This is a genomic window from Shinella sp. Sh6 (genome assembly GCF_055392685.1).
The window spans coordinates 3,479,286-3,502,819 of sequence record NZ_AP044005.1 but is presented as its reverse complement, the minus strand read 5'-3'; the positions used below and the strand labels follow the sequence as shown (position 1 = coordinate 3,502,819).

The window sequence follows — 23,534 nt, the reverse complement described above, 5'->3', positions numbered from 1 at the left end:
ATTTTGTCCAAAACAGGTCAGTTCTACTGTCGTTTCGTCGTGAATTTCCTGTTTTTTCGTCGAAAAGCAGCCCGAAACCGGCCGAAGCCTCTCGGAGGCACTTGTCGGGATGGGCGTTCGATGCCGCGGGCGTTGACAGGAATGAGCCGCCTTGCGATCACTCGGCCAGGAAAGGGAGCCGGCTATGAACGAGAGCGACAAGGGCACGGTCATCGTGATTTCGAGCCATGTGGTGCGCGGCACGGTGGGCAACCGCGCCGCCGTCTTCGCGCTCGAAACGCTCGGCCATCCGGTCTGGGCGCTGCCGACCGTCATCCTGCCCTGGCATCCCGGCCACGGCCGGTCGACGCGGGTGCCGGTCTCGGCCGAGGATTTCGACGCGATCGTCTCCGACCTTATCCGCGCGCCCTGGCGCGGCGAGGTGAAGGCCGTGCTCTCCGGCTATCTCGGCAGCGCCGCGCAGGCGCGTTCCGTGGCCCGGCTGGTGGAGAGCCTTCGGGCCGACAATCCCGACCTGCTCTACATGTGCGATCCCGTCTGCGGCGACGACCGCGGCCTCTACGTGCCGGAGGAAACGGCGGCGGCGATCCGCGACAGCCTCATTCCGCTCGCCTCGGTGGCGACGCCCAACCGCTTCGAACTCGCATGGCTTGCCGGCGCGCCGCTGGAAACCAATGCCGCGATCATGGAAGCGGCCCTGTCGTTCGGCCCGCCGCGCATGCTCGTCACCTCCGCCCTGCCGATGATGGCGGGCAGCACGGGCAATCTTTATCTCTCCGGCACCGGCGCGCTGCTCGCCGAGCACCGCATCGTGCCGAACCCGCCGAACGGCACGGGGGACCTGCTTTCGGCGATCTTCCTCTCCCGCCTGATGGAAGGCCTGCCGGAGGAACGCGCATTGATGACGGCGACGGCCAGCGTCTTCGAGATCGTCGCACGCACGGCAAAGCGCGGCGCCGACGAGCTGACGCTGGAGCAGGACGCCTCCAGCATTTCGACGCCCATGGCCATGGTGCAGATGCGCCGGCTGATGCATCCCGGCCAGATCCGCCGGCGCTGAACGATCCGGTCTTGCGCCGTGCCGCCCGGAATGGTTTATGCGGAAAGCCGGATGGAGCCTCGTCCGGCGGATCGTCCGCACGGGAGTATTCCGACGCCATGAACCGCTTTCCCGATCGTCTCATGAATGGCTACCGCAACTTCATGTCCGGCCGCTATGCCGAACAATCGGCGCGCTACCGGGCGCTGGCCGAGACGGGCCAGAAACCGAAGACGCTGGTGATCGCCTGTTGCGATTCCCGCGCCGCGCCGGAGACCATCTTCGACTGCGGGCCGGGCGAGCTCTTCGTCGTGCGCAACGTCGCCAACCTCGTGCCGCCCTATGAGCCGGACAGCCAGTTTCACGCCACCTCCGCCGCCCTCGAATTCGCCGTCCAGTCGCTGAAGGTCAGCGACATCGTGGTGATGGGGCACGGGCGCTGCGGCGGCATTTCCGCCGCGCTCGACCCCGATGCCGAGCCGCTCTCACCCGGCGACTTCATCGGCCAGTGGATGGGCATGCTGAAGCCCGTCGCCGAGCAGATCCAGGGCGCCGAGCTCCTGACCAAGGCGGAGCGCCAGCGCGCGCTGGAGCGCGTTTCCATCCGCAACTCGCTCTCCAACCTCAGGACGTTCCCCTGTGTCCGCATTCTGGAGGAGAAGGGCCGCCTGCAACTGCACGGCGCCTGGTTCGATATCTCCAGCGGCGAATTATGGATCATGGACGCCAAGACCGGCGATTTCCTGCGGCCGGACGAAATGTAAAACCCGGCCTGGTTTCCCCGGCCGGGCTCATCTTCGATAGAGGGTCGTGCCCGCCTTCGGCGGTCAGCGGCCGTCGATTTCCGCGCCGATGATGGCGATGGCGCGCTGGTAGACGCTGGCCGCATTCCAGCCCTGCAGGGCGGCGAAGTTCGGCTCGCCCGGCTGGTAGCCGGCACCGGCGCTCCAGCCGTGGCCGCGCAGGAAGTTCGCCGTCGAGGCGAGCGCGTCGGCCTTCGAGCCGACGAGGTCGATATGGCCGTTGCCGTCGCCGTCGGCGCCGTATTTCAGCACGTTGACCGGCAGGAACTGGGTCTGGCCGATTTCGCCATGGGCCGCGCCGCGGGCCGTGGGGCTGAGAATGCCCTTCTGCACGAGCTGCAGGGCCGCGTAGAACTGGTCGGTGAAGTAGTCGGAGCGGCGGCAGTCATAGGCGAGCGTGGCGACGGCCGAGAGCGTGTGCTCCTTGCCGAGGAAGCCGCCGAAGCCGGTCTCCATGCCCCAGATGGCGAGCAGCGGGCCGGCCGGAACGCCGTAGCGGCTCTCGATGCGGGCGAAGAGGGCGGCGTTCTGCTGCTTCAGGCTCTTGCCGCGGCGAATGATCGTCGGGCCGCCGCGCTTCTGCATGAACTGGTCGAGCGAGAGCTTGAAGCTCTTCTGGCCGCGGTCGGCGCGGATCGTCGCGCGCGCATAGCCGATATTGGAGAAGGCCTTGTCCAGCGTCGAGCGGCTGATGCCGCGGGCGGCCGCCTCGCCCTTGAATGCCTCGGCCCAGGCCGGAAAACCGCCCGCGTCGTTGCCGCACCTGGCAGCTTCGGCAGTTGCCGGAACCGCTGCCGTGGCGATCATTACGGCCAGCACCTTGGCCACGCTCTTTGCCATGCCCATGAAAAACCCCGTGATCCTTGTCTTTTGCGCTGCGGGAGCTGCCGCGCTCCCTGTCCTGCGTCGTCGCTGCAAAGCGAAGTCCCGATTGTCCTTTGACGGAACAACCGGGACTTTTATTTAAAACCGATTAACGGATCGTTGCCACATTTGTGAGGAAGCGTGGAAATTCTCCGTCCCGCCCCGGATCAGGCGGCCTGCTTCTTCGCCTTGATCAGGCCGCGGGCGATAAGCAGTTCCGCGATCTGGACGGCGTTGAGGGCGGCACCCTTGCGCAGGTTGTCGGAAACGACCCACATGTTGAGGCCGTTCTCGACCGTCGCGTCCTCGCGGATGCGCGAGATGTAGGTGGCGTCCTCGCCTGCCGATTCGTACGGCGTGATGTAGCCGCCGTTCTCCTGCTTGTCGATGACCTGGCAGCCCGGCGCCTCGCGCAGGATCTCGCGGGCCTCGTCGGCGGTGATTTCCTTCTCGAACTCGATGTTGACCGATTCGGAATGGCCGATGAAGACCGGAACGCGCACGGCCGTGCAGGTCACCTTGATCTTCGGGTCGAGCATCTTCTTGGTCTCGGCCAGCACCTTCCACTCTTCCTTCGTGTAGCCGTCTTCCATGAACACGTCGATGTGCGGGATGACGTTGAAGGCGATGCGCTTGGTGAACTTCTTCGATTCGATCGGATCGGCGACGAAGACGGCGCGGGTCTGGTTGAAGAGCTCGTCCATGCCGTCCTTGCCGGCGCCGGAGACCGACTGGTAGGTCGACACCACGATGCGCTTGATCGTGGCGCGGTCGTGCAGCGGCTTCAGCGCGACGACGAGCTGGGCGGTCGAGCAATTCGGATTGGCGATGATGTTCTTCTTGGTGAAGCCGGCGATGGCGTCGGGGTTCACTTCCGGAACGATCAGCGGCACCTCGGCGTCGTAGCGCCAGGCCGAGGAGTTGTCGATGACGACGCAGCCCTGCGCGCCGATCTTCGGCGAATACTTCTGCGAGACCGAGCCGCCGGCCGACATCAGGCAGATGTCCGTGTCGGAGAAATCGTAGTTCTCGAGGTTCTGCACCTTCAGCGTCTTGTCGCCGAAGGAGACCTCGGTGCCGATGGAGCGGCTGGAGGCGAGCGCGACGACTTCGTCGGCCGGGAAACCGCGTTCGGACAGGATGTTCAGCATTTCACGGCCGACATTGCCGGTCGCGCCGGCGATTGCGATCTTGAAACCCATGTCTAAAGCTCTCTTTCTCTGTCTCTCCGCGGGTTCAGGAGGTAAAACCCGCCGGCCGAAGCGCGGGTTTCGGTCCCCGGCCATACCGGGGAGAGAGCGGTGGGCCAGAGACGTCAGACGGTTTTCGTCGTCGTTTTGGCCGTTGTTTTGGAAATCGATACGCAATGGCGAACCCGTCCGGCGTTGAAGGCCGGAGCGATCATGCGGGCGATGGCGATCCCAAGGCGGTACATGGCGGTTCCTTTGCGTGCGTGCTGAATACGCTCATCTGCCGAAGAGTCAAGCCTTGCGTGGAGGGGAAACCCGCCCGCGACAAAAGTCGTACGCCGAAAGTCATAAGCCCAAAGCAGCGCTGCTTTCGCCGCGCGAATTCTGACATCTTCCGCCAAGGCGCACCCTGTCCGGCGTTTTCGGGAGAAACTCCGGACCTCTCCGTGGGGCTGCCCGACACGCCGTTTTTGTGGAGGACAATCAAATGGCAAATGTTTCGACCGTGGGCAGCGCAAAGGCGGCGCCCATGACGAGCGAGCAGAAGAAGGTGATTTTCGCCTCCTCGCTCGGCACCGTCTTCGAGTGGTACGATTTCTATCTTTACGGTTCGCTGGCGATCTATATCGGCGCCACCTTCTTCAGCCAGTATCCGGAAACGACGCGCAACATCTTCGCGCTGCTCGCCTTCGCCGCCGGCTTCCTCGTGCGCCCGTTCGGCGCGCTGGTGTTCGGTCGCCTCGGCGACCTCGTCGGGCGCAAGTACACCTTCCTCATCACCATCCTGATCATGGGCATGTCGACCTTCATCGTCGGCCTCCTGCCCGGTGCCGCCACGATCGGCATCGCCGCGCCGATCATCCTGATCGCGCTGCGCATGCTGCAGGGCCTGGCGCTCGGCGGTGAATACGGCGGTGCCGCGACCTACGTCGCCGAGCATGCGCCGGACGGCCGGCGCGGCTACTTCACCTCCTGGATCCAGACCACGGCGACGCTCGGCCTGTTCCTGTCGCTTCTCGTCATCCTGGCGGTGCAGTTCGCCCTCGGCAAGGAAGACTTCGCCGCCTGGGGCTGGCGCATCCCGTTCATCGTCTCGGTCGTCCTGCTCGGCGTGTCCGTCTGGATCCGCATGAAGATGAACGAATCACCCGCCTTCCAGAAGATGAAGGAAGAGGGCAAGGGCTCCAAGGCACCGCTGACGGAAGCCTTCGGCCAGTGGCGCAATGCCAAGATCGCGCTTCTGGCGCTCTTCGGCGCCGTCGTCGGCCAGGCCGTCGTCTGGTATGCCGGCCAGTTCTACGCGCTGTTCTTCCTGACGGGCGTGCTGAAGGTCGACGGCCAGTCGGCCAACATCATGGTCGCCATCTCGCTGGCGATCGGCACCGGCTTCTTCGTCTTCTTCGGCTGGCTGTCGGACAAGATCGGCCGCAAGCCGATCATCATGGCCGGCCTGCTGCTCGCCATGCTGACCTACTTCCCGCTGTTCAAGGCCCTGACCTGGGCCGGCAACCCGGCGCTCGCCGAGGCGCAGGATACGATCCGCGCGACGGTCACCGCCGCACCGGGCGACTGCAAGTTCCAGTTCAACCCGACCGGCACGGCGAAGTTCACGACGTCCTGCGACATCGCGACCTCGTTCCTGACCCGCAACTCCGTGCCCTACGACGTCGTCACCACGGCGGCGGCCGGCACGCCCGCAACGGTCCAGATCGGCGACAAGATGATCGCCAGCTACGATGCCGTCGCGGCCGGCGACCAGGCCAAGGGTCTCGACGCGGCGTTCCAGAAGCAGACGAACATCGCGCTCCACGACGCCGGCTATCCGCTGGTCCGCGGCGCGGCGAAGGTTCCGGACTCCAAGCTCGACGCCTTCGTCGCCGCCAATCCGGAGCTCGCTCTGGATGCGGCCGCGATCCGCTCCGGCGAGAAGGCCAGCATGCCCGCCGCCGATCTCGTCGCCGGCAAGCTGCTGACGGCCGACGAAGCCAACGGCGTCACCGACATGGCCGTCTACACGATTGCCGGCGGCGGTGCCTACACCATGGTCGCCGACCCCGCCAACGTGAACTGGGTCACGATCATCGCCGTGCTGACGGTCCTCGTGATCTACGTCACGATGGTCTACGGCCCCATCGCCGCACTGCTGGTCGAGCTCTTCCCGACCCGCATCCGCTACACCGGCATGTCGCTGCCCTATCATATCGGCAACGGCTGGTTCGGCGGCCTGCTTCCGGCCATGGCCTTCGCCATGAGCGCGGCGGAGGGCGATATCTACTACGGCCTGTGGTATCCGATCGTCTTCGCAGGCATCACGCTCGTCATCGGCCTTCTCTTCCTGCCGGAAACGAAGGACCGCGACATCCACGCCATGGATTGATCTCCCCCTTCCGATCCGTTCATGGCGAACCGGCCCGCGTTAACGCGGGCCGGTTTTATTTCGGCTTGCCGGAAAGCGCCTTCGGCAACGGCCAGCCGCGCGCGTCGAAGCGGAAGAGCCAGTCCCGGCGGGCGAAGAGGAAGGCGACGGCGATCGCCGTCCACAGGCCCAGCAATAGACCGGCGGCGACATCGCTCGGATAGTGCGCGCCGAGGATGACGCGCGAGACGCCGATCGCCAGCGCGCCGGCAAGGAAGAGCGGGCGCAGCCGCGGAACCAGCATGGAAAAGGCGCCGAAGAAGGCACCCACCGCCGCCGAATGGCCGGAGGGGAAGCTGGCATAGAGATTGTCATAGGCAAAGGGCGTCAGGCTGTAGGCGCCGAGATCGGCGAAAAGCTCCGGCCGGGCGCGCCCGACGATCAGCTTGGCGAGGTGCACGAGTGCGCTCGTCGCGCCGATGGTGAGGAAGAAGTAGAGCGACAGGCGCGTTACGGACCGTGCCCGGCCGGCGGCCGTTCCGTTGCCGAGCGCCCGATGGACGACATAGGCGAGGATGACGAGGACGCCGGAGCCGTAGATCATCCAGCGGAAGGTGCCGAAATCGGTGATATGCGCATTGAAGGCGACGATGGCGCCGGGAAGACCCTGGGCGTGCCGGGAGATGGCGGGATCGAAGGGAACGAGCGCCGCGAGGAGGACGACGGTGGCGGCGAGGATCCAGAGCGAGGAGGTCGCGAACGATCGGTTCATAGGCATTCCTTGAAAAGGCGTGGCTTCCATGTGTCGGAAAAAGCCGGCTTTTCAAGGGAGGTGAACGAAAAAGGCTCCCGGACATGCCGGGAGCCTCGCTGTCCAATAAGCCGGTTCAGGCCGAGAGTTTCCGGAAGGCGGAAAGGATGGTGTCGCCCATTTCCGAGGTGCCGACCTTGCGGCAGCCTTCGGCCATGATGTCGCCGGTGCGCACGCCGCTGTCGAGGACTTCGGCGATGGCCTTTTCAAGGTTGTCGGCTTCCTTGACCATGTTGAACGAGTAGCGCAGGCACATGGCGAAGGAGGCGATCATGGCGATCGGGTTGGCGATGCCCTTGCCGGCGATGTCCGGCGCCGAGCCGTGCACGGGCTCGTAGAGTGCCTTGCGCTGGCCGGTCTTGGCATCCGGGGCGCCGAGCGAGGCGGACGGCAGCATGCCGAGCGAGCCCGTCAGCATGGCCGCGACGTCGGAGAGCATGTCGCCGAAGAGGTTGTCCGTCACGATGACGTCGAACTGCTTGGGCGCGCGCACGAGCTGCATGCCGCCGGCATCGGCCAGCATGTGCTCGAGCTGCACGTCGGAATAGCTGCGCTTGTGCGTTTCCGTCACGACCTGGTTCCAGAGAACGCCGGACTTCATGACGTTGCGCTTTTCCATCGAGCAGACGCGGTTGTTGCGGGTGCGGGCGAGCTCGAAGGCGACGCCGGCGATGCGCTCGATCTCGTAGGTGTCGTAGACCTGGGTGTCGATGCCGCGCTTCTGGCCGTTGCCGAGGTCGATGATCTCCTTCGGCTCGCCGAAATAGACGCCGCCCGTCAGCTCGCGCACGATGAGGATGTCGAGGCCTTCGACGAGCTCGGGCTTCAGCGAGGAGGCGTTGGCAAGCGCCGGGTAGCAGATGGCCGGGCGCAGGTTCGCGAAGAGCTTCAGGTCTTTGCGCAGGCGCAGGAGGCCGGCTTCCGGACGGACTTCATAGGGAACGGCATCCCATTTCGGGCCGCCGACGGCACCGAACAGCACGGCGTCCGCCGCAAGCGCCTTCTCCATGTCGCCTTCCGAGATCGCCGCGCCATGGGCATCGTACGCACAGCCGCCGACGAGGCCTTCGTCGGTCTCAAAGCCGGCGCCGAGTTCGGCGTTCATATAGGCGATGATCTTGCGGACTTCCGCCATGGCTTCCGGGCCGATGCCGTCGCCGGGCAGGAGGAGGAGGGTACGCGCTGTCATGGGATTTTCCTTGATGTCACGGAAGGGTTGCGCGCTTCTTAGCGCAACTTCCGTTCAAGGAAAATCATTCGAAGGAAAGATTTTTGCGCAGGTCCGCTCAGCTTTGGCGCAGCGCCGTGACCTCGATCTCGATCAGCATTTCCGGCCGGATCAGGCCGCAGACCACCATGGTGGCGGCGGGGCGGACCGTGCCGAACGTCTCGCCGAGAATCGGGAAGACACGGGTCGCGAAGGCGGCGTCGGTCACATAGTAGTGACAGCGCACGACATCGGAAAAGGAAAAGCCGGCCTCGTCCAGGACCTTGCCGATGGTGGCCAGGCAGTTGCGCGTCTGGTCCTCGACGCTCTCCGGCATGGTCATGGTGGCATAGTCGTAGCCGGTCGTGCCGGACACGAAGCACCAGTCGCCGGAAACGACGGCGCGCGAATAGCCCGCCGTCGCTTCGAATGGGGAGCCGGACGAGATCAGCCGGCGCATGGCCTTACGCCCAGGGGCGGGAGGACGCGGTCTTCTTCTCGAAGCTGTCGATGGAGGTCGCCTTTTCCAGCGTCAGGCCGATGTCGTCGAGGCCGTTCAGCAGGCAGTGGCGGCGGAAGGCGTCGATCTCGAAGCCGATGCGGCCGCCGTCGGGGCCGGTGATTTCCTGGGCTTCGAGGTCCACGGTCAGCACGGCGTTGGAGCCGCGGCTGGCGTCGTCCATCAGCTTGTCGAGGTCCTCGGGGCTGACGACGATCGGTAGGATGCCGTTCTTGAAACAGTTGTTGTAGAAGATGTCGGCGAAGCTCGTGGAAATGACGCAGCGGATGCCGAAGTCGAGCAGCGCCCACGGCGCATGCTCACGCGAGGAGCCGCAGCCGAAATTGTCGCCGGCCACCAGGATCGTGGCGTTCTGGTAGGCGGGCTTGTTCAGCACGAAATCCGGGTTCGGCGTGCCGTCCTCGTTGTAGCGCGCCTCGGCGAAGAGGCCCGTGCCGAGGCCGGTGCGCTTGATCGTCTTGAGGTAATCCTTCGGAATGATCATGTCCGTGTCGATATTGACGACGGGAAGCGGCGCGGCGACGCCGGTCAGCTTGACGAACTTGTCCATGCGGAAACCCTCGGAATGCGGTGATGTCGGTTGCTGAAGCGTTTAGAGCAGTTTTCCCGGGATTTGAAGGGAAAACTTGCCGATGGGCCGCAAACGCAGCCGCCGGGCGCGAAAAACGCCCGGGTGTCCCTGTCGGAATGAAGCCTCTCTCAGAGGTCGATGATCGTGCCGCGGCCGTCGTTCCAGATGCGCGGCTCGCGCTGGCCGGGTGCCCGGCGATCGTTGCGGGCGGTCGCACGCACGGGAGCCGGCTGGAGCTTTGCGGCAAGCATGGAGCCGATCATCAGCACGGAAACGATGCCGGCGATGGCAAGGCCAACGGAGGCGGCGAACAGGAACGTCGCGCCGGCGATCATCATGGCGAGGATGGTGAAGACGATGGAGCGGATACGCTGCATTTTGATTTGCCCTTTCTCTGAGAGCAATGTGGGGGTCGATTTTGTCCATTGCAAGGCCGAAATCGCCGGTGCTTGCCGGCTGCGGCAAAGCGCGGCACAAAGGGGGGATGAACAGGACACCGCACCACCACCCGCTTCGCCTTCGCCGCTCCGTGCTCAGCGTTCCCGCCGCCAACGGCCGGGCGCTCGCCAAATCGAGGACGCTCGATTGCGACGCGATCATCTTCGACCTGGAGGATTCCGTCCTGCCGGAGAAGAAGGCGGAGGCGCGCGCCGCGCTCGTTTCGCATTTTGCCGCGCTCGACCGCACGTCCGGCCGCGAGCATGTCATCCGCATCAATCCGCTCGACGGGCCGGACGGCGCGCTCGACCTCGAAACGGTGCTCGCCTGCATGCCCGATGCGGTGCTTTTGCCGAAGGTCTCGGAGCCGCAGGACGTGCTCACTGTCGCCGACTGGCTTTCCGAGGCCGGGGCGGATGACGGGCCGCGCCTGTGGGCGATGATCGAAACGGCGGCCGGCCTCCTCAACCTTGCTGCCATCGCCGAGATCGGCCGCACTCATGGCGGCCGGCTCGACTGCTTCGTCGTCGGCCTCAACGACCTGCGCAAGGAAACCGGCATCGCCGACATGGCCGGCCGTCCCTTCCTCGTGCCGCTGCTGCTTCAGGTGGTCGTCGCCGCGCGCGCCTCGGGGCTCGACGTCGTCGACGCCGTCTTCAACGACTTTTCCGACGAGGACGCCTTCGAGGCGGAATGCCGGCAGGCCCGCCAGATGGGGTTCGACGGCAAGATGCTGATCCATCCCGTGCAGATCGAGGCGGCCAACACGGCCTTCGGCGTGACGGAGGCCGAGGCCGCCGAGGCGCTCGCCATCGTCGCCGCCTTCGCCGCGCCGGACAATGCCGGCAAGGCCGTCGTCAATATTGCCGGCCGCATGGTCGAAAAGCTCCACGCCGACCAGGCCGGGCGCCTGCTCGCTAAGGTCGACCTGATCAACGAGAGAAAGACGAAAACATGAAAGTCTACCGCTTCCTGACCGCCCCGGACGATGCCTCGTTCTGCCACAAGGTGACGCTGGCCCTCAACAAGGGCTGGGACCTGCACGGCTCGCCGACCTATGCTTACAATGCCGAGGCCAAGGTCATGCAATGCGGCCAGGCCGTGGTGAAGGACGTTCCGGGCAAGGAGTATACGCCGGATATCAAGCTGTCGGAACAGTGAGGGCGTTTAAGCCAGCTCTCTCCCTCCTCCGTCATCCTCAGGCTTGACCCGAGGATCCAGCTGCCGCAACGGCGATGGATGGTCGGGTCAAGCCCGACCATGACGATGGATAGGTGGCCTGGCTTGGTTACGCCAGTCTCAGCCCGCCGCGATCTCCGCGCTCGCCTCGATGCGCTCCATGTCGTCGTCGGACAGGCCGAAATGGTGGCCGATCTCGTGGATGAGGACGTGGGTGACGATATCGCCCAATGTTTCCTCGTTCTCCGCCCAGTAGTCGAGGATCGGGCGGCGGTAGAGGGTGATGCGGTTGGGCATCTCGCCGGTTTCCACGGTGAAGCGCTCGCTGATGCCGCGGCCCTCGAAGAGACCCAGAAGGTCGAAGGGCGTTTCCAGCGCCATGTCCTCGAAGACGTCGTCGCTCGGGAATTCTGCGATCTCGATGATGAGGTTGCCCGTCAGCGCACGGAACTCCTCCGGCAGGTGGCCATAGGCCTCCAGCGCCAGGGATTCGAACGTGCTGATGGTCGGGGCATGGCGGTTGCGCCAATCCTCGCTCTGGTCAATGCGGGCCATGGGCTCTCCTTTGCCCGTCATATAGACGATTTCAAGGGTTTTTCGAGGGATGAATTTGCATGGCGGGCCTCGATTCGGCACGGAGGCCGGGCGGGCCATGGTGTCTTCAGCGAAAAGACGGGGCGGCGGAAGCGGGTTATGCAACAAAATGTGATCGGTCAGTTTGACGCAGTTGCCCATGGATGATCCGGAGGAAGCAGGACTGTAACACCATGAAAAGACGATCTTTTTATTCAAGATTAGAACCGCTCTAAAAAGATCGGTCAGCAGGGCTGACCTGTTCATTCTTGACACCGAAGGTCTTCTTTTGCTTAATCCCGGAAACTCAGTGCTTTGCGTATGACAGGCAAGTCGAAATGCTCGTTTGCAGTTGCAACTTCATCACCGAAAAGGAAATCGTCGACACGATCAACGGCCTCCTCGACGAGGACTGTTGGCAGCTCATCGTGCCCGCAAAGGTCTACCACGCGATGCAGAAGCGGGGCCGCTGCTGCGGCTGTTTCCCCAATGTGGTGGACATCATCATCCGCACCACCGAGCAGTACCACGCCCGCCGTGACTCGACGGATGCCGAGATATTTGATTTCATGACCCGCCTCAAACAATTCCATGAAGAAAACAGGAGAGCGGATCTTGAAAGGCGACAAAAAGGTCATCGAGCAGCTTAACGAAGCGCTCTATCTCGAGCTGGGTGCTGTCAACCAGTACTGGCTCCACTACCGCCTTCTCGAGGACTGGGGTTACACGCTTCTCGCCAAGAAGGAGCGCGCCGAGTCCATCGAAGAGATGCAGCACGCCGATAAGCTCGTCGCCCGCATCATCTTCCTCGAAGGCCATCCGAACCTGCAGACCGTCGCGCCGCTGCGCATCGGCCAGAACGTCAAGGAAGTGCTGGAAGCCGACCTTGCCGGCGAATACGACGCGCGCACGGCCTACAAGAAGTCGCGCGATATCTGTCACGACGCCGGCGACTACGTCACCATGAAGCTCTTCGAGGAGCTGCTGGCGGACGAGGAAGGCCATATCGACTTCCTCGAAACCCAGCTCGACCTGCTCGGCAAGCTCGGCGAGGAAAAATACGGCCAGCTCAACGCCGCGCCGGCCAACGAAGCCGAATAAGCTTCGGCAACCTTCAATGCGGAAATCCCCGGCCTTGCCGGGGATTTTTGTTTCAGCCGAGGCGGCGAACACCGCTGGTGTTGTGGAGTCTGGATCCTCGGGTCAAGCCCGAGGATGACGGCAGAGGGGTCGGGCCGTTCCTTCACGGTGCCAGGTGGGCGAAGGCGGCGACGACCTCTTCGTAGACCTTGCGCTTGAAGGAGACGATCAGTTCGGGCAGGTCGCGCATCGGCTTCCATTCCCAGGCGTCGAATTCCGCCGTATGGCCGCCCGGCGGCGGGTTGATGGCGATCTCGCTTTCGGGACCCTCGAAGCGGAAGGCGAACCAGCGCTGCGTCTGGCCGCGATATTTTCCCTTGAGGCCGATGCCGACGAGATGGGCGGGCAGGTCGTAATTGATCCAGCGTCCCGCATCGGCGAGAAGCGAGACGCTTCTCATGCCGGTCTCCTCGTAGAGCTCGCGATAGGCGGCCTCCAGCGGATCCTCGCCCTTGTCGATACCGCCCTGCGGCATCTGCCAGAGCTGCGGCGAGCCGTCATATTCGGAATTGCCGACGGGTATGCGCCGGCCGGCCCAGACCTTGTTGTCCGCGTTCAGCACCATGATGCCGACACAGGGGCGGTAGGGCAGGTCCTCGGCCCGAACCACCTTGTCCTTTTCCTTGCCCATCGAATGTTCCTATTTCCTGGCGGGGACGGCCGCGAGCGATGCGACGCCGACGATCTCGATGCCGCGGCCGCTTGCTTCCTCGCACCATTCGCGGATCGCGTCCACACTTTCGTCGAAGGCGGAGGCGATGCCGATCGCCGTGCCGTTGCGCCGTGCGATGCGCTCCAGCTCGTCGAGCTTCTTCAGCACGGCCGGGCGCGAAAGCTCGCCGTCGAGCTGGAGATCGGCGAAGGCGTGCGGTGCCTCGATGGCGCCGGCCACGGTGCCGGAAAGCGACTGGGCCGAGCTGCCGTCGTCGAGGAAGAGGAGGCCGCGGCTGGCAACGTCGCGCATCACCGGCTCCAGCGCATCGGCGTCGGAGAGGAAGCGGCCGCCCATGAAGTTCACGATACCGGTATAGTTGGTGATCTGCGCCATGGCCCGGTGCAGCTCGGAAAGGTTCTTCGCCGTGCCGGCGTCGGTGCGCAGCGTATAGGGGCCGGGATCGGTCTGCGGGTAGTCGAAGGGCTCCAGCGGCATCTGCAAGAGGATTTCGTGGCCGCTGCGGCGCGCCTCCTGCATCCAGCGCGGCAGGCTGTTGCCGCTCGCGGCGAAGGCCAGCGTCACCTCGCCCGGAAGGTCGCGGATGGCGCGCTGCGTGCCCGTCTGGCTGAGGCCGAGCCCGCCGACGACGATGGCGACCCGCGTGCCGCGCGCGCCGGACCACGGCCGGGCGTACTGGTCCATCGGCCGCGTGCCGTCGAGGCCGATGACCGGGATCTTGCCCTCCGGCGTCTCTTCCAGCAGGTCGTCGTTGGGGAAGGCGGCGGTGCGCGGGTCCTGGCCGACGCGGCTCGCTTCGATGACGAGCGGCCCGTCGCCGTCGCGGGCGCCCGGCCTATAGGTGCGCACCACATTGCCGTCGTCGGTCAGCGTCTCGCGGACATTCGCGCCGGAAAGGCCGTTGGCGCGGCGCACGCCGTCCTTCGCCTCGGCGGTCTTGAGGTCGGCCTTGTCAGTTCCGGCCGTCTCGCTGGCCGGAAGATCAAGCGGTGCCGTGGCAAGGCCGCTCGGCGCCAGGGCGGTCCAGGCGGAAAAGCCGAGAAGGCCGGCGGCAACGAGGGAAAACACGACGGTGCCGGCGGAGAACCGCGAGGGTCCCGACGGTCCTGGCCTTGCCTTGCGGTCCTGGCCGAGAGGTGCGTGAATGTCTGTGCCCAAGGTCAGTCCGCGCCGGCCGGAGGGTGCATGGGAAAACGGGGCCCGCCTTGTGGGCAGGCCCCGTGATTTCGGCTTACTTCTTCAGTTCGGCCTTTTCCGGATTGGCCGGGAAGGACGGGTCCGTCTTCTGGCCGCGCAGCAGTTCCAGCGCGTACTGGAGCTGCACATCGTCCTTGGCTTCCGGCGGAACGTAGGCGGACGAGCCGGAGCCCTGGTCCGTCTCGCTCTGGCCTTGGATATGGCCGCGCAGGCTGGATTCGCCGGCGGTTTCCAGCTTGCCCTGAAGCTCGGGCGGCAGCGGCTGCTCGACGGTGATGTCCGGCGTGATGCCGGTGCCCTGGATCGACTTGCCGGACGGCGTGTAATAGAGCGCCGTCGTCAGGCGCAGCGCGCCCGCATCGCCCATCGGGATGATGGTCTGGACGGAGCCCTTGCCGAAGGAGCGCGTGCCGACGACCGTGGCGCGGCGAAGGTCCTGCAGGGCGCCGGCGACGATTTCCGAAGCCGAGGCCGAGCCGCCGTTGACCAGCACGATCACCGGCTTGCCGTCGACGTCGTCGCCCGGCGTCGCGTTGAAGCGGCGGGTCTCGTCCTCGTTGCGGCCGCGGGTCGAGACGACCTCGCCGCGTTCGAGGAAGGCGTCGGAGACGTTGATCGCCTGGTCGAGCAGGCCGCCGGGGTTGAGGCGCAGGTCCAGCACGTAGCCCTTCAGCTTGTCGGCCGGGACCTCTTCCTTGATCTTGGCGATCGCGGCTTCGAGGTCGTCATAGGTCTTCTCCGTGAAGGAGATGACGCGCAGATACCCGACATCCCCCTCGACGCGGGACTTGACCGCCTTCACGGCGATGATGTCGCGCATGATGGTCAGCTCGATCGGCTTGTCGGCGCCCTTGCGGATCAGCGTCAGCTTGATCGGCGTGTTGACCGCGCCGCGCATCTTCTCGACCGCGTCTTCCAGCTTCAGGCCGCGCACGTCCTGTCCGTCGATCTTCGAGATGAAGTCGCCGGCAAGAACGCCCGCGCGGGCGGCCGGCGTGTCGTCGATCGGGGTGATGACCTTGACGAGTTCGTCCTCCATCGTCACCTCGATGCCGAGGCCGCCGAATTCGCCGCGCGTCTGGGTGCGCATGTCCTCGGCGTCCTTGGCATTCATGTAGGAGGAATGCGGGTCGAGCGAGGTGAGCATGCCGTTGATGGCGTTCTCGATGAGCTGTTCTTCGTTCGGCGGGGTCACGTACTGGGCGCGCACGCGCTCGAAGACGTCGCCGAAGATGGAAAGCTCGCGATAGGTCGACGAGCCCGCGGCTTCGGCCGGCTGCGTGACGGTATTGATGACAGTCATGGCCGTGGCACCCATGAGTGCACCGACAATAACAAGTGAAGCCTTACGTATCATTGCGTGCCTTTCCAGAATCTCTTGCGGACCACCACGGCCGGGAATCAACCGGTTTTCCGTTCTTTCGGAATTCAATGTAAAGTGTCGGCTTGTCCGTTTCCAGCGTCAAAGCGTTGACACTCGCGACCCTTTTTTCACCCATCACGGCAAGCGGCTCGCCGGCCACGACGAATTGACCCTCCCGCACGTTCACCCTGTCCATGCCGGCAAGGACGAGATGGTAGCCCTCGCCCGCGTTCAGGATGATCATGCGCCCGTAACTGCGGAATGTGCCGGCAAAGACGATCCATCCGTCCGAAGGTGCCGTGACGAGCGCGCCGGGATTGGTCGCGAGCGTCACGCCCTGCGAATCATGGCCGGTGCCGTCCGGCTCGCCGAACTGGCGAAGGACGTCTCCTGCCGCGGGATAATCGAGTTTTGCCTGCAGTTCGGAGAATTCGTATGCTGGAGCAATGCGGTTTTTGTCGGGCACGGACTGGCGCGCGAGCTCGCGTGCCTTCTCGCGTTCGGCGTCCGTCTGGTTCTGCCGTTCGGCTTCCTTCGCGCGGGCGATCGCGGCGGCCTCGCGCACCGAGCCGATCTCCTGCTCCAGGCTGCCGATCAGGCCTTCGAGGCTGGTGGCGCGGCCGGCAAGTTCCTCCGCCCGGCGCCGTTCGGCTTCGAGCGTGCGGCTGTTCTTTTCCGTCAGCGCCTCGTTCCCGGCGATCAGCAGCTCGGAGCGCTTCTCCTCCTCGACGCGCGACTGCATCGCCGAGGCAAGCTCGGCGCGCTCGCTGTCGATCCCGGCCTTCACCGTCATCAGGTCCTTGAGGTCGGCGACGAGCTCGTCCGTCTCCTTGCGGATGCCCGGCACGACGGCGCCGAGAAGGATGGCGCTGCGCACGGAGGACAGCGCGTCCTCGGGCGTCACCAGCAGCGCCGGCGGCGGGTTGCGGCCCATGCGCTGGAGGGCGGCGAGCACTTCGGCAAGAAGGCCGCGGCGCTCGTGCAGCGAGGCGCGCACGGCCGCCTCGCGGTCGCGCATGCCTTCCAGCCGCTTCTCGCCGTCGAGGATCTTCTGCTCCATCTCCTTGCGGAGCGCGGCGGACTTGACGATCGCATCGCGCAGCGACTGCTTCGTCTTCTCCAGTTCGGCGATCTCGGCTTCGAGCTGTCTCGTCTTTTCCGAGGAGACGGTGATGGACTGGGAGAGGGCTTCAAGCTCGCGGCGCGTGCTGTCGCGGCGAAGGGCGAGCGCGGCGACGGGGTCGGGTTCGGCCCGCGGCAGCGAGCCGGTCTTTTCGAGCGCGACATCGCCCTCGTCCTGCCCGGCGGCAAGGGGATGGGAAACGAGCGCCAGCGCCAGGACGGCCGAGAGCAGCGCCGGCCGCAACAGGCGGCCTGCCCCCTCACCCCGACTGGCTGTGCCGGCTTTTTCCATCGTTCCCCGACCGTTCGTCACCCGCTCTATGCTGATTTGGCGATTTCGCCAAGAAACAGCGCCGAAAATACGGCTCATCCTGCCGCTTCGGGCTTGCGCGGCGGTGACGTTCCGTCAAACGCGGTGATAGGGGTGGCCGGACAGGATGGTGACGGCGCGGTAGAGCTGTTCGGCAAGCAGGATGCGCGCGAGCTGGTGCGGCCAGGTCATCTTGCCGAGGCAGAGCGTGGCGTCGGCCCGCTCGTAAAGGGAAGGGTCGAGCCCGTCGGCCCCGCCGATGGCGATCATCAGGTCGCGCTTGCCCGCATCGCGGAAGCCGGCGAGAAGATCGGCAAAGGCGGGGGAATCGAGCGATTTGCCGCGCTCGTCGAGCAGGATCAGCACGGCGCCGTCGGGCAGTGCCTTTTCCAGCATCGCCGCTTCCTCGCGCTTGCGCGTCTCGGCATTGCCGGCGCGGCTCTCGCCGACCTCGGCCATCCTGCCGAGATCGAGGCCGACGGCGGGGCCGGCCTTGGCGAAGCGGTCGATGTAGCGGGCCGCAAGCTCCTTCTCAGGGCCGGCCTTCAGCCGTCCAACCGAAAAAAGTCCAACCCGCATTGCCCGCGATCCTGCCCGTTTCCTGCCGGACAGGTGCCCGGCGCATGTTCAGTGTACGGTGCCGTCCTCGATCTCGGGAGCCGCCCACATCCGTTCGATGTTGTAGAACTCCCGGATTTCCGGCCGGAACACATGGATGATGATGTCACCTGTGTCGATCAGCACCCAGTCGCCCGCTTCCAGGCCCTCGACGCGGGCATTGCCCAGGCCTTCGTCCTTGATGTCGGTGATGAGGTGATCGGCGATCGCCATGACATGACGGTTCGAGCGTCCGGATACGACCACCATGTAGTCGCCGAGCGCCGATTTGCCGGCAATGTTGATGGTGACGATATCTTCTGCCTTGGAGTCCTCGAGACTTGCGAGGACCAGTTGAAGGGCACGGTCGGCGGCATCGTCGCTGCGGCCCGCGCTCCTGGAGAAAACGCCAACGACGTTCCCCTTTGCGTGCACTGTTGTCAGGTTCGTTCCTTTCTTTACCAGAACAGCACGTCCGTACCGGCAAATGCTGCCGGTACCTACTAAATGTAGGCACCGATGGGTATCAGTTTCAAGACGTCACTTCTGAGGGATGGTTTTCTCTAGCGCCTGGTGCCGCAGCGCCGTGGAACTCAGCGCCGAGCGCGGCCCGTGGATGAAGGTCCAGGCCGGCGCCCTGCGGCCCGGCAGGGACATCGCGTCCTCCTCGTCGATGCGGGCATAGTCGAAGGTCTTGGCCATGCGCGAGGAGAGGTAGGAGAGCGTCGAGCCCGGCCGGTCGATGACGGCGATGGGGAAGGTGCGGGCGATCTTCTGCCAGTTCTGCCAGCGGTGGAAGGTGCCGAGATTGTCGGCGCCCATGATCCAGACGAAATGGACGCCGCGGTTCAGTGCCTGCACGCGCTCCAGCGTCTTTGCCGTATAGCTCTGGCCGAGGCGCTTCTCGAAGGCCGTCACCCGGACGCGCGGATCGGGCGCGATTTCCTCGCTGAGACGGATGCGCTCGGCAAGCGGGGCAAGTTCCCTGTGGTCCTTCAAGGGGTTGCCAGGCGTCACCATCCACCAGAGCTGGTCGAGGCCGAGCCGGCGCAGCGCCGTTTCGGCAACGAGCGCATGGCCCTGGTGCGGCGGGTTGAACGAGCCGCCGAACAGGCCGACCGCCATGCCCTTCTCGACATGGGGCATTCTCAGATAGCGCTCTGCGACAGCGTCCCGCGTCACCTCAGGGCCGCACCTGTCCGGTGCCGCGCACCCGGTACTTGAAGGAGGTGAGCTGCTCGACGCCGACGGGGCCGCGCGCGTGCATCTTGCCCGTCGCGATGCCGATCTCGCCGCCCATGCCGAATTCGCCGCCGTCGGCGAACTGGGTGGAGGCGTTGTGCACGAGGATCGCCGAATCGATCTCGCCGAAGAAGCGCTCGACGACCGCCGGGTCCTCCGCGATCACGGCTTCCGTATGGGCCGAGGACCAGCGGTTGATGTGCTCGATCGCGCCGGAAATGCCGTCGACCAGGGCGACGGAGACGATGGCGTCGAGATATTCCGTCGACCAGTCCGCTTCCGTCGCGGGCACGAGACCCGCGATGCGGGCGCGGATCTCGTCCGTCGCGCGCACCTCGCAGCCGGCGGCGCGGAGGCTTTCGACGAGCGGGGCGAGGTGCGTCTCCGCGACGGCGCGATCGACGAGCAGCGTTTCCATCGCGCCGCAGACGCCCGTGCGGCGCATCTTGGCGTTGACGACGATCTCCTTCGCCATGGCGAGGTCGGCGGATTTGTCGACATAGATGTGGCAGAGGCCTTCGAGATGGGCGAAGACCGGCACGCGCGCCTCGCTCTGCACGCGGGCGACGAGGCTTTTCCCGCCGCGCGGCACGATGACGTCGATGGCGCCGCCGAGGCCGGACAGCATGGCGCCCACGGCGGCGCGGTCCGTCACCGGCACGTACTGGATCGCGTGCTCCGGCAGGCCGGCGGCCTTGAGGCCGGCGACGAGGCAGGAATGGATAGCCTGCGATGAATTCACGTTGTCCGATCCGCCGCGAAGGATCACGGCATTGCCGGCCTTGAGGCAAAGCGCCCCGGCATCGGCCGTCACGTTCGGTCGGCTCTCGTAGATGACGCCGATGACGCCGAGCGGTGTGCGCACGCGCTCGATGTGCAGGCCGTTCGGCCGGTCCCATTCGGCGATGACGTCGCCGACCGGGTCCTTGAGGCCGGCGATGTCGCGGATCGCGCCGGCGATACCCTCGATGCGCTCGGCCGTCAGCGTCAGCCGGTCGAGGAAGGAGGCCGCGACCCCGCTTTCCCGCGCATGGGCAAGGTCGAGGGCATTGGCGGCAAGGATCGTGTCGCGGTTCGCAAGGATTTCCGCGGCCATGGCCTGCAGCGCCCGGTTCTTCGCCTCCGTCGTGGCGGTGGCGAGCGGCCGGGCGGCGGCGCGGGCATTGCGGCCGATTTCGGCCATCAGCGCGTCGATGTCGGTGGTCTTCACCTGGTCAAGCATGGCTGGCATCCCTTGCGCGCTCGCCGGCCGGCGCGGCAAGCCCGGTCACGACGAGATCGTCCCTGTGCACCATCGCGGCGCGGCCGGCATGGCCGAGGATATCGGCGATCTCCGCGGATTTCTTCCCGGCGATCAGCCGCGCCTCGTCGGCATCGTAGCCGGCGAGCCCCCGGGCGATCTCGCGCCCGTTCGCACCATAGATCGAAACGGTGTCGCCGCGCGAAAAGCTGCCCCAGACGCCGCGCACGCCGGCGGGAAGCAGGCTCTTGCCGGCGGCAAGCGCCGTCTCTGCGCCCGCATCGATCTCGATGCGGCCGGCCGGCTGGAGCTGCCCGGCAATCCAGGTCTTGCGTGCCGTCACGGGCGAACCGGACGGCGCGAACCAGGAAGAGCGAGCGCCTTCCTCGATGGCGCTGAGCGGATGGTCGACCTTGCCGGAGGCGATGATCATGGCGCAGCCGGCGCCCGTCGCGATCTTGCCCGCGTCGATCTTGGTGCGCATGCCGCCGCGCGAGAGTTCCGAGGCCGCGCCGCCCGCCATCGCCTCGATCTCCGGCGTGATCGCCTCGATCGTCTCGAGGAAGCGGGCGTCGGGGTCGAGATGGGGCGGGGCCGTGTAGAGCCCGTCGATATCGGAGAGCAGGACGAGAAGGTCCGCGCCCGTCATGGTGGCGACGCGTGCGGCGAGGCGGTCGTTGTCGCCGTAGCGGATCTCGGTGGTCGCGACCGTGTCGTTCTCGTTGATGATCGGCACGGCGCCGAGCTTGAGGAGCTGGCTGATCGTCGCGCGCGCGTTGAGATAGCGGCGGCGCTCTTCCGTATCGCCGAGCGTCAGCAGGATCTGGCCGGCGACGATGCCGTCCGCCGACAGGCTTTCCGACCAGGCGCGGGCAAGCGCGATCTGGCCGACGGCGGCGGCGGCCTGGCTTTCCTCCAGCTTCAGCGTGCCGGCCGGCACCTTCAGCACGGAACGCCCGAGCGCGATGGCGCCCGAGGAGACGACGAGCACGTCGGTGCCGCCGGCCCTGAGCGCCGCGATATCCCGGCAGATCGCCTCGAGCCACGCCTTCTTCAGCCCCGCCGCCCGGTCGACGAGCAGGGCGGAGCCGATCTTGATGACGATCCGGCGGTGTTTTGCCAGCGGTCTGCGATGCTTCGTCATGTCACTCGCCGGTGCCTTCGGGATCGGTGATGACGGTGCGCAGTGCGCGGAGCGTCTCGGTCATGCCGATGCCGGCGACGGCCGAAAGCTGCAGCGGGGTCTTGCCGCAAGCCTTCGCCAGCGCCTTGGCCTTCTTCTTGAGCTCGTCCGCGTCGACCACGTCGATCTGCGACAGGGCGACGATCTCCGGCTTGTCGGTGATGCCCTCGCCGTAGGCCTCCAGCTCGTGGCGCACGGTCTTGTAGGCCTTCGCGACGTCCTCTTCCTGCGCGGAGACGAGATGGAGGAGCACGCGGGTGCGCTCGACATGGCCGAGGAAACGGTCGCCGAGGCCGACGCCCTCATGCGCGCCCTCGATGAGGCCTGGAATGTCGGCGATGATGAACTCGCGCCCGTCGATGGTGGCGACGCCGAGGTTCGGGTGCAGCGTCGTGAAGGGATAGTTGGCGATCTTCGGCCGGGCGCGGGTGCAGGTGGCAAGGAAGGTCGACTTGCCGGCATTCGGCAGGCCGACGAGGCCGGCATCAGCGATCAGCTTCAGCCGCAGCCAGAGGGTCTTCTCCTCGCCGGCAAGGCCGGGATTGGCCCAGTTCGGCGCCTGGTTGGTCGAGGATTTGAAATGCGCGTTGCCGAAGCCGCCGTTGCCGCCGGCGGCGAGCTTGAAGCGCTGGCCTTCCGTCACGAGGTCGACGATCAGCGTCTCGTTGTCTTCCTCGAAGATCTGCGTGCCGACCGGCACTTTCAGCGTCACGCTGGCGCCGTTGGCGCCGGTGCGGTTGCGGCCCATGCCGTGCGTGCCGATCGAGGCCTTGAAATGCTGCTGGTAGCGGAAGTCGATCAGCGTGTTGAGACCGTTGACGGCCTCAACCCACACGTCGCCGCCGCGCCCGCCGTCGCCGCCGTCCGGGCCGCCGAATTCGATGAATTTTTCGCGGCGGAACGAGACAGCCCCTGCCCCGCCGTCGCCGGACCGGATATAGACTTTTGCTTCGTCCAGGAACTTCATCGGCTCGCCGTTCGCTTTGTTCGTGTGGTCATGCTCGTTTTGCCGTCTTCGATACAGACGCTTCCGTAAGAGGTCAAAGACTATCGTGAAATTCGTCAGCTACAACGTCCAGTACGGCATCGGCCTCGACGACCGCCTCGACCTGCCCCGCATCGTCTCGTCCATCCACGGCGCCGATATCATCGCGCTGCAGGAAGTCACCCGCAATTTCCACCGCAACGGCCATGTCGACATGGTGGCGGAACTGCGCACGCTCCTTGCCAACCACTATTCCGTCTACTGGCCGGCCTGCGATCTCGATGCGGGCTCGGCCATCGAGAAGGGGCGTGTCGTCAATCGCCGCTTCCAGTTCGGCAACATGATCTTCTCCCGCTGGCCGATCCTGTCGTCGCGCCTCATCCCCCTGCCCCGCACGCGCACGCTCGACAAGCTCAACCTGCAGCGCGGCGCGACCGAGGCGGTGATCGAGACGCCCGGCGGGCCGATCCGCGTCTATTCCGTGCATCTCGACCACGTCCACCGCGACGAGCGCATCGCGCAGATCCGCTATCTCAAGGACCGCGCGCAGCTCTACGCCTTCGAGGGCGGGGCGATCTCCGGCGCCCACGAGTTCGGCCTTGCCGAGCCGCCGGTGCCGCAGGACTACGTCCTGATGGGCGATTTCAACATGGTGCCGGAATCGCCGGAATATTGCGAGATGGTCGGCGGCGTGGACGGGCTCTACGGCCGCCAGATCCGCGCGACCCATCCGGTCGATGCGATCGCCGGACTCGGCAAGCGGCACGCCGCAAGCTTCAGCTGGATCAACCCGCAGGACCATGCCGACCGCCTCTTCCTCGACTATTGCTTCCTCAGCCACGGCCTCGTGGAACGGCTGACGGATGCCTGGGTCGACGAGACCGCCTTCGGCTCCGACCACATGCCCGTGTGGTTCGAGCTGTCGTGAGCG

Annotated in this window: 27 protein-coding genes; 8 read left to right on the top strand and 19 right to left on the bottom strand. The window is 65.7% G+C overall.

Annotation, left to right across the window (positions count from 1 at the left end; genetic code table 11):
* Positions 1-184: 184 nt before the first annotated feature.
* Positions 185-1,060 carry a pyridoxal kinase PdxY gene (gene pdxY / locus ACZ5TO_RS16760; RefSeq protein ID WP_464798896.1) on the top strand — a complete coding sequence of 292 codons (876 nt, stop codon included), beginning with the start codon at positions 185-187 and terminating at the stop codon, positions 1,058-1,060.
* 98 nt (positions 1,061-1,158) lie between these two features.
* Positions 1,159-1,803 carry a carbonic anhydrase gene (locus ACZ5TO_RS16755; RefSeq protein WP_184145664.1) on the top strand — a complete coding sequence of 215 codons (645 nt, stop codon included), beginning with the start codon at positions 1,159-1,161 and terminating at the stop codon, positions 1,801-1,803.
* Between the two features lie 63 nt (positions 1,804-1,866).
* Here ACZ5TO_RS16755 and ACZ5TO_RS16750 read toward each other — a convergent pair whose 3' ends face one another.
* From ACZ5TO_RS16750 to ACZ5TO_RS16740, 3 genes are all read right to left on the bottom strand, one after another.
* Positions 1,867-2,688, bottom strand: a complete 822-nt coding sequence (locus ACZ5TO_RS16750) for a lytic murein transglycosylase (RefSeq protein ID WP_184145665.1) — start codon at positions 2,686-2,688, stop codon at positions 1,867-1,869.
* 185 nt (positions 2,689-2,873) lie between these two features.
* Positions 2,874-3,908 (bottom strand): aspartate-semialdehyde dehydrogenase, encoded by a 1,035-nt coding sequence (locus ACZ5TO_RS16745; RefSeq protein ID WP_184145666.1) that lies wholly within the window; start codon positions 3,906-3,908, stop codon positions 2,874-2,876.
* A 113-nt stretch (positions 3,909-4,021) separates the two neighbouring features.
* The gene (locus ACZ5TO_RS16740) at positions 4,022-4,297 is read right to left on the bottom strand and encodes a hypothetical protein (protein WP_464798895.1); all 276 of its coding nucleotides are present in this window, start codon (positions 4,295-4,297) and stop codon (positions 4,022-4,024) included.
* An 86-nt stretch (positions 4,298-4,383) separates the two neighbouring features.
* Between ACZ5TO_RS16740 and ACZ5TO_RS16735 the strand changes: the two genes are divergently transcribed.
* Positions 4,384-6,273, top strand: coding sequence for an MFS transporter (locus tag ACZ5TO_RS16735; RefSeq protein ID WP_464798894.1), 1,890 nt, complete (start codon positions 4,384-4,386; stop codon positions 6,271-6,273).
* Positions 6,274-6,328: 55 nt separating this feature from the next.
* Here the strand turns inward: ACZ5TO_RS16735 and ACZ5TO_RS16730 are convergent, their stop codons facing one another.
* From ACZ5TO_RS16730 to ACZ5TO_RS16710, 5 genes are all read right to left on the bottom strand, one after another.
* Complete coding sequence (locus tag ACZ5TO_RS16730) at positions 6,329-7,024, bottom strand: phosphatase PAP2 family protein (RefSeq protein WP_464798893.1); 696 nt, start codon at positions 7,022-7,024, stop codon at positions 6,329-6,331.
* Between the two features lie 115 nt (positions 7,025-7,139).
* Positions 7,140-8,252 carry a 3-isopropylmalate dehydrogenase gene (leuB, locus tag ACZ5TO_RS16725; protein WP_184145669.1) on the bottom strand — a complete coding sequence of 371 codons (1,113 nt, stop codon included), beginning with the start codon at positions 8,250-8,252 and terminating at the stop codon, positions 7,140-7,142.
* 97 nt (positions 8,253-8,349) lie between these two features.
* Complete coding sequence (locus ACZ5TO_RS16720; protein WP_464798892.1) at positions 8,350-8,730, bottom strand: RidA family protein; 381 nt, start codon at positions 8,728-8,730, stop codon at positions 8,350-8,352.
* A 4-nt stretch (positions 8,731-8,734) separates the two neighbouring features.
* Entirely contained in the window at positions 8,735-9,340 is a 606-nt protein-coding gene (leuD, locus tag ACZ5TO_RS16715) for a 3-isopropylmalate dehydratase small subunit (protein WP_184145671.1), read from the bottom strand.
* A 149-nt stretch (positions 9,341-9,489) separates the two neighbouring features.
* Complete coding sequence (locus tag ACZ5TO_RS16710) at positions 9,490-9,738, bottom strand: hypothetical protein (RefSeq protein ID WP_184145672.1); 249 nt, start codon at positions 9,736-9,738, stop codon at positions 9,490-9,492.
* A 107-nt stretch (positions 9,739-9,845) separates the two neighbouring features.
* Here ACZ5TO_RS16710 and ACZ5TO_RS16705 point away from each other — a divergent pair, with 107 nt between their 5' ends.
* Both ACZ5TO_RS16705 and ACZ5TO_RS16700 read left to right on the top strand, forming a co-directional pair.
* A complete protein-coding gene (locus ACZ5TO_RS16705) occupies positions 9,846-10,757 on the top strand; it encodes an HpcH/HpaI aldolase/citrate lyase family protein (RefSeq protein WP_464798891.1) in 912 nt (303 codons plus the stop codon).
* Positions 10,754-10,960 (top strand): DUF1737 domain-containing protein, encoded by a 207-nt coding sequence (locus ACZ5TO_RS16700; RefSeq protein WP_184145674.1) that lies wholly within the window; start codon positions 10,754-10,756, stop codon positions 10,958-10,960. Before ACZ5TO_RS16705 ends, ACZ5TO_RS16700 begins: the two co-directional genes overlap by 4 nt.
* 138 nt (positions 10,961-11,098) lie before the next feature.
* Here ACZ5TO_RS16700 and ACZ5TO_RS16695 read toward each other — a convergent pair whose 3' ends face one another.
* Positions 11,099-11,533 (bottom strand): metallopeptidase family protein, encoded by a 435-nt coding sequence (locus tag ACZ5TO_RS16695; RefSeq protein WP_184144925.1) that lies wholly within the window; start codon positions 11,531-11,533, stop codon positions 11,099-11,101.
* A 356-nt stretch (positions 11,534-11,889) separates the two neighbouring features.
* On the opposite strand from ACZ5TO_RS16695, the gene ACZ5TO_RS16690 reads away from it, so the two are divergent.
* Both ACZ5TO_RS16690 and bfr read left to right on the top strand, forming a co-directional pair.
* A complete protein-coding gene (locus ACZ5TO_RS16690; protein ID WP_184144924.1) occupies positions 11,890-12,201 on the top strand; it encodes a (2Fe-2S)-binding protein in 312 nt (103 codons plus the stop codon).
* Positions 12,167-12,652, top strand: coding sequence for a bacterioferritin (gene bfr, locus ACZ5TO_RS16685; protein ID WP_184144923.1), 486 nt, complete (start codon positions 12,167-12,169; stop codon positions 12,650-12,652). The genes ACZ5TO_RS16690 and bfr overlap by 35 nt, the downstream gene beginning before the upstream one ends.
* A 142-nt stretch (positions 12,653-12,794) precedes the next feature.
* On the opposite strand, the gene ACZ5TO_RS16680 is transcribed toward bfr, so the two are convergent.
* The 10 genes from ACZ5TO_RS16680 to obgE all read right to left on the bottom strand — a co-directional run bounded on the left by ACZ5TO_RS16680 (position 12,795) and on the right by obgE (position 22,585).
* Positions 12,795-13,322 carry an RNA pyrophosphohydrolase gene (locus ACZ5TO_RS16680; protein ID WP_464798890.1) on the bottom strand — a complete coding sequence of 176 codons (528 nt, stop codon included), beginning with the start codon at positions 13,320-13,322 and terminating at the stop codon, positions 12,795-12,797.
* Positions 13,323-13,331: 9 nt separating this feature from the next.
* The gene (locus ACZ5TO_RS16675) at positions 13,332-14,522 is read right to left on the bottom strand and encodes a divergent polysaccharide deacetylase family protein (protein WP_464798889.1); all 1,191 of its coding nucleotides are present in this window, start codon (positions 14,520-14,522) and stop codon (positions 13,332-13,334) included.
* Positions 14,523-14,595: 73 nt separating this feature from the next.
* Positions 14,596-15,918, bottom strand: coding sequence for a S41 family peptidase (locus ACZ5TO_RS16670; RefSeq protein ID WP_184144920.1), 1,323 nt, complete (start codon positions 15,916-15,918; stop codon positions 14,596-14,598).
* Positions 15,908-17,338 carry a murein hydrolase activator EnvC family protein gene (locus tag ACZ5TO_RS16665; RefSeq protein WP_464798888.1) on the bottom strand — a complete coding sequence of 477 codons (1,431 nt, stop codon included), beginning with the start codon at positions 17,336-17,338 and terminating at the stop codon, positions 15,908-15,910. The genes ACZ5TO_RS16670 and ACZ5TO_RS16665 overlap by 11 nt, the downstream gene beginning before the upstream one ends.
* A 114-nt stretch (positions 17,339-17,452) precedes the next feature.
* The gene (gene rlmH / locus ACZ5TO_RS16660) at positions 17,453-17,935 is read right to left on the bottom strand and encodes a 23S rRNA (pseudouridine(1915)-N(3))-methyltransferase RlmH (RefSeq protein WP_184144918.1); all 483 of its coding nucleotides are present in this window, start codon (positions 17,933-17,935) and stop codon (positions 17,453-17,455) included.
* 48 nt (positions 17,936-17,983) lie between these two features.
* Complete coding sequence (rsfS, locus tag ACZ5TO_RS16655) at positions 17,984-18,442, bottom strand: ribosome silencing factor (RefSeq protein ID WP_184144934.1); 459 nt, start codon at positions 18,440-18,442, stop codon at positions 17,984-17,986.
* 51 nt (positions 18,443-18,493) lie between these two features.
* Positions 18,494-19,099, bottom strand: a complete 606-nt coding sequence (locus ACZ5TO_RS16650; RefSeq protein WP_184144933.1) for a nicotinate-nucleotide adenylyltransferase — start codon at positions 19,097-19,099, stop codon at positions 18,494-18,496.
* Positions 19,100-19,136: 37 nt separating this feature from the next.
* The gene (locus ACZ5TO_RS16645; RefSeq protein WP_464798887.1) at positions 19,137-20,417 is read right to left on the bottom strand and encodes a glutamate-5-semialdehyde dehydrogenase; all 1,281 of its coding nucleotides are present in this window, start codon (positions 20,415-20,417) and stop codon (positions 19,137-19,139) included.
* The gene (proB, locus tag ACZ5TO_RS16640) at positions 20,410-21,579 is read right to left on the bottom strand and encodes a glutamate 5-kinase (protein WP_464798886.1); all 1,170 of its coding nucleotides are present in this window, start codon (positions 21,577-21,579) and stop codon (positions 20,410-20,412) included. The genes ACZ5TO_RS16645 and proB overlap by 8 nt, the downstream gene beginning before the upstream one ends.
* Before the next feature lies 1 nt (position 21,580).
* Positions 21,581-22,585: a GTPase ObgE gene (gene obgE / locus ACZ5TO_RS16635; RefSeq protein WP_464798885.1), complete on the bottom strand. Its 1,005-nt coding sequence runs from the start codon at positions 22,583-22,585 to the stop codon at positions 21,581-21,583.
* A gap of 85 nt (positions 22,586-22,670) precedes the next feature.
* On the opposite strand from obgE, the gene ACZ5TO_RS16630 reads away from it, so the two are divergent.
* Complete coding sequence (locus ACZ5TO_RS16630; RefSeq protein WP_464798884.1) at positions 22,671-23,531, top strand: endonuclease/exonuclease/phosphatase family protein; 861 nt, start codon at positions 22,671-22,673, stop codon at positions 23,529-23,531.
* The last annotated feature ends 3 nt before the right edge of the window (positions 23,532-23,534 follow it).

Bases quoted from the DNA above. Each gene is read 5' to 3' on its own strand.
- ACZ5TO_RS16665 (WP_464798888.1), bottom strand. From the start codon at position 17,338: ATGGAAAAAGCCGGCACAGCCAGTCGGGGTGAGGGGGCAGGCCGCCTG.
- leuD (WP_184145671.1), bottom strand. From the start codon at position 9,340: ATGGACAAGTTCGTCAAGCTGACCGGCGTCGCCGCGCCGCTTCCCGTC.
- ACZ5TO_RS16690 (WP_184144924.1), top strand. From the start codon at position 11,890: ATGCTCGTTTGCAGTTGCAACTTCATCACCGAAAAGGAAATCGTCGAC.
- ACZ5TO_RS16730 (WP_464798893.1), bottom strand. From the start codon at position 7,024: ATGAACCGATCGTTCGCGACCTCCTCGCTCTGGATCCTCGCCGCCACC.
- proB (WP_464798886.1), bottom strand. From the start codon at position 21,579: ATGACGAAGCATCGCAGACCGCTGGCAAAACACCGCCGGATCGTCATC.
- ACZ5TO_RS16755 (WP_184145664.1), top strand. From the start codon at position 1,159: ATGAACCGCTTTCCCGATCGTCTCATGAATGGCTACCGCAACTTCATG.
- ACZ5TO_RS16745 (WP_184145666.1), bottom strand. From the start codon at position 3,908: ATGGGTTTCAAGATCGCAATCGCCGGCGCGACCGGCAATGTCGGCCGT.
- ACZ5TO_RS16720 (WP_464798892.1), bottom strand. From the start codon at position 8,730: ATGCGCCGGCTGATCTCGTCCGGCTCCCCATTCGAAGCGACGGCGGGC.
- ACZ5TO_RS16650 (WP_184144933.1), bottom strand. From the start codon at position 19,099: ATGCCCCATGTCGAGAAGGGCATGGCGGTCGGCCTGTTCGGCGGCTCG.
- ACZ5TO_RS16700 (WP_184145674.1), top strand. From the start codon at position 10,754: ATGAAAGTCTACCGCTTCCTGACCGCCCCGGACGATGCCTCGTTCTGC.
- ACZ5TO_RS16705 (WP_464798891.1), top strand. From the start codon at position 9,846: ATGAACAGGACACCGCACCACCACCCGCTTCGCCTTCGCCGCTCCGTG.
- ACZ5TO_RS16750 (WP_184145665.1), bottom strand. From the start codon at position 2,688: ATGGGCATGGCAAAGAGCGTGGCCAAGGTGCTGGCCGTAATGATCGCC.
- ACZ5TO_RS16670 (WP_184144920.1), bottom strand. From the start codon at position 15,918: ATGATACGTAAGGCTTCACTTGTTATTGTCGGTGCACTCATGGGTGCC.
- ACZ5TO_RS16695 (WP_184144925.1), bottom strand. From the start codon at position 11,533: ATGGCCCGCATTGACCAGAGCGAGGATTGGCGCAACCGCCATGCCCCG.
- pdxY (WP_464798896.1), top strand. From the start codon at position 185: ATGAACGAGAGCGACAAGGGCACGGTCATCGTGATTTCGAGCCATGTG.
- leuB (WP_184145669.1), bottom strand. From the start codon at position 8,252: ATGACAGCGCGTACCCTCCTCCTCCTGCCCGGCGACGGCATCGGCCCG.
- ACZ5TO_RS16735 (WP_464798894.1), top strand. From the start codon at position 4,384: ATGGCAAATGTTTCGACCGTGGGCAGCGCAAAGGCGGCGCCCATGACG.
- rlmH (WP_184144918.1), bottom strand. From the start codon at position 17,935: ATGCGGGTTGGACTTTTTTCGGTTGGACGGCTGAAGGCCGGCCCTGAG.
- obgE (WP_464798885.1), bottom strand. From the start codon at position 22,585: ATGAAGTTCCTGGACGAAGCAAAAGTCTATATCCGGTCCGGCGACGGC.
- ACZ5TO_RS16645 (WP_464798887.1), bottom strand. From the start codon at position 20,417: ATGCTTGACCAGGTGAAGACCACCGACATCGACGCGCTGATGGCCGAA.
- ACZ5TO_RS16680 (WP_464798890.1), bottom strand. From the start codon at position 13,322: ATGGGCAAGGAAAAGGACAAGGTGGTTCGGGCCGAGGACCTGCCCTAC.
- ACZ5TO_RS16710 (WP_184145672.1), bottom strand. From the start codon at position 9,738: ATGCAGCGTATCCGCTCCATCGTCTTCACCATCCTCGCCATGATGATC.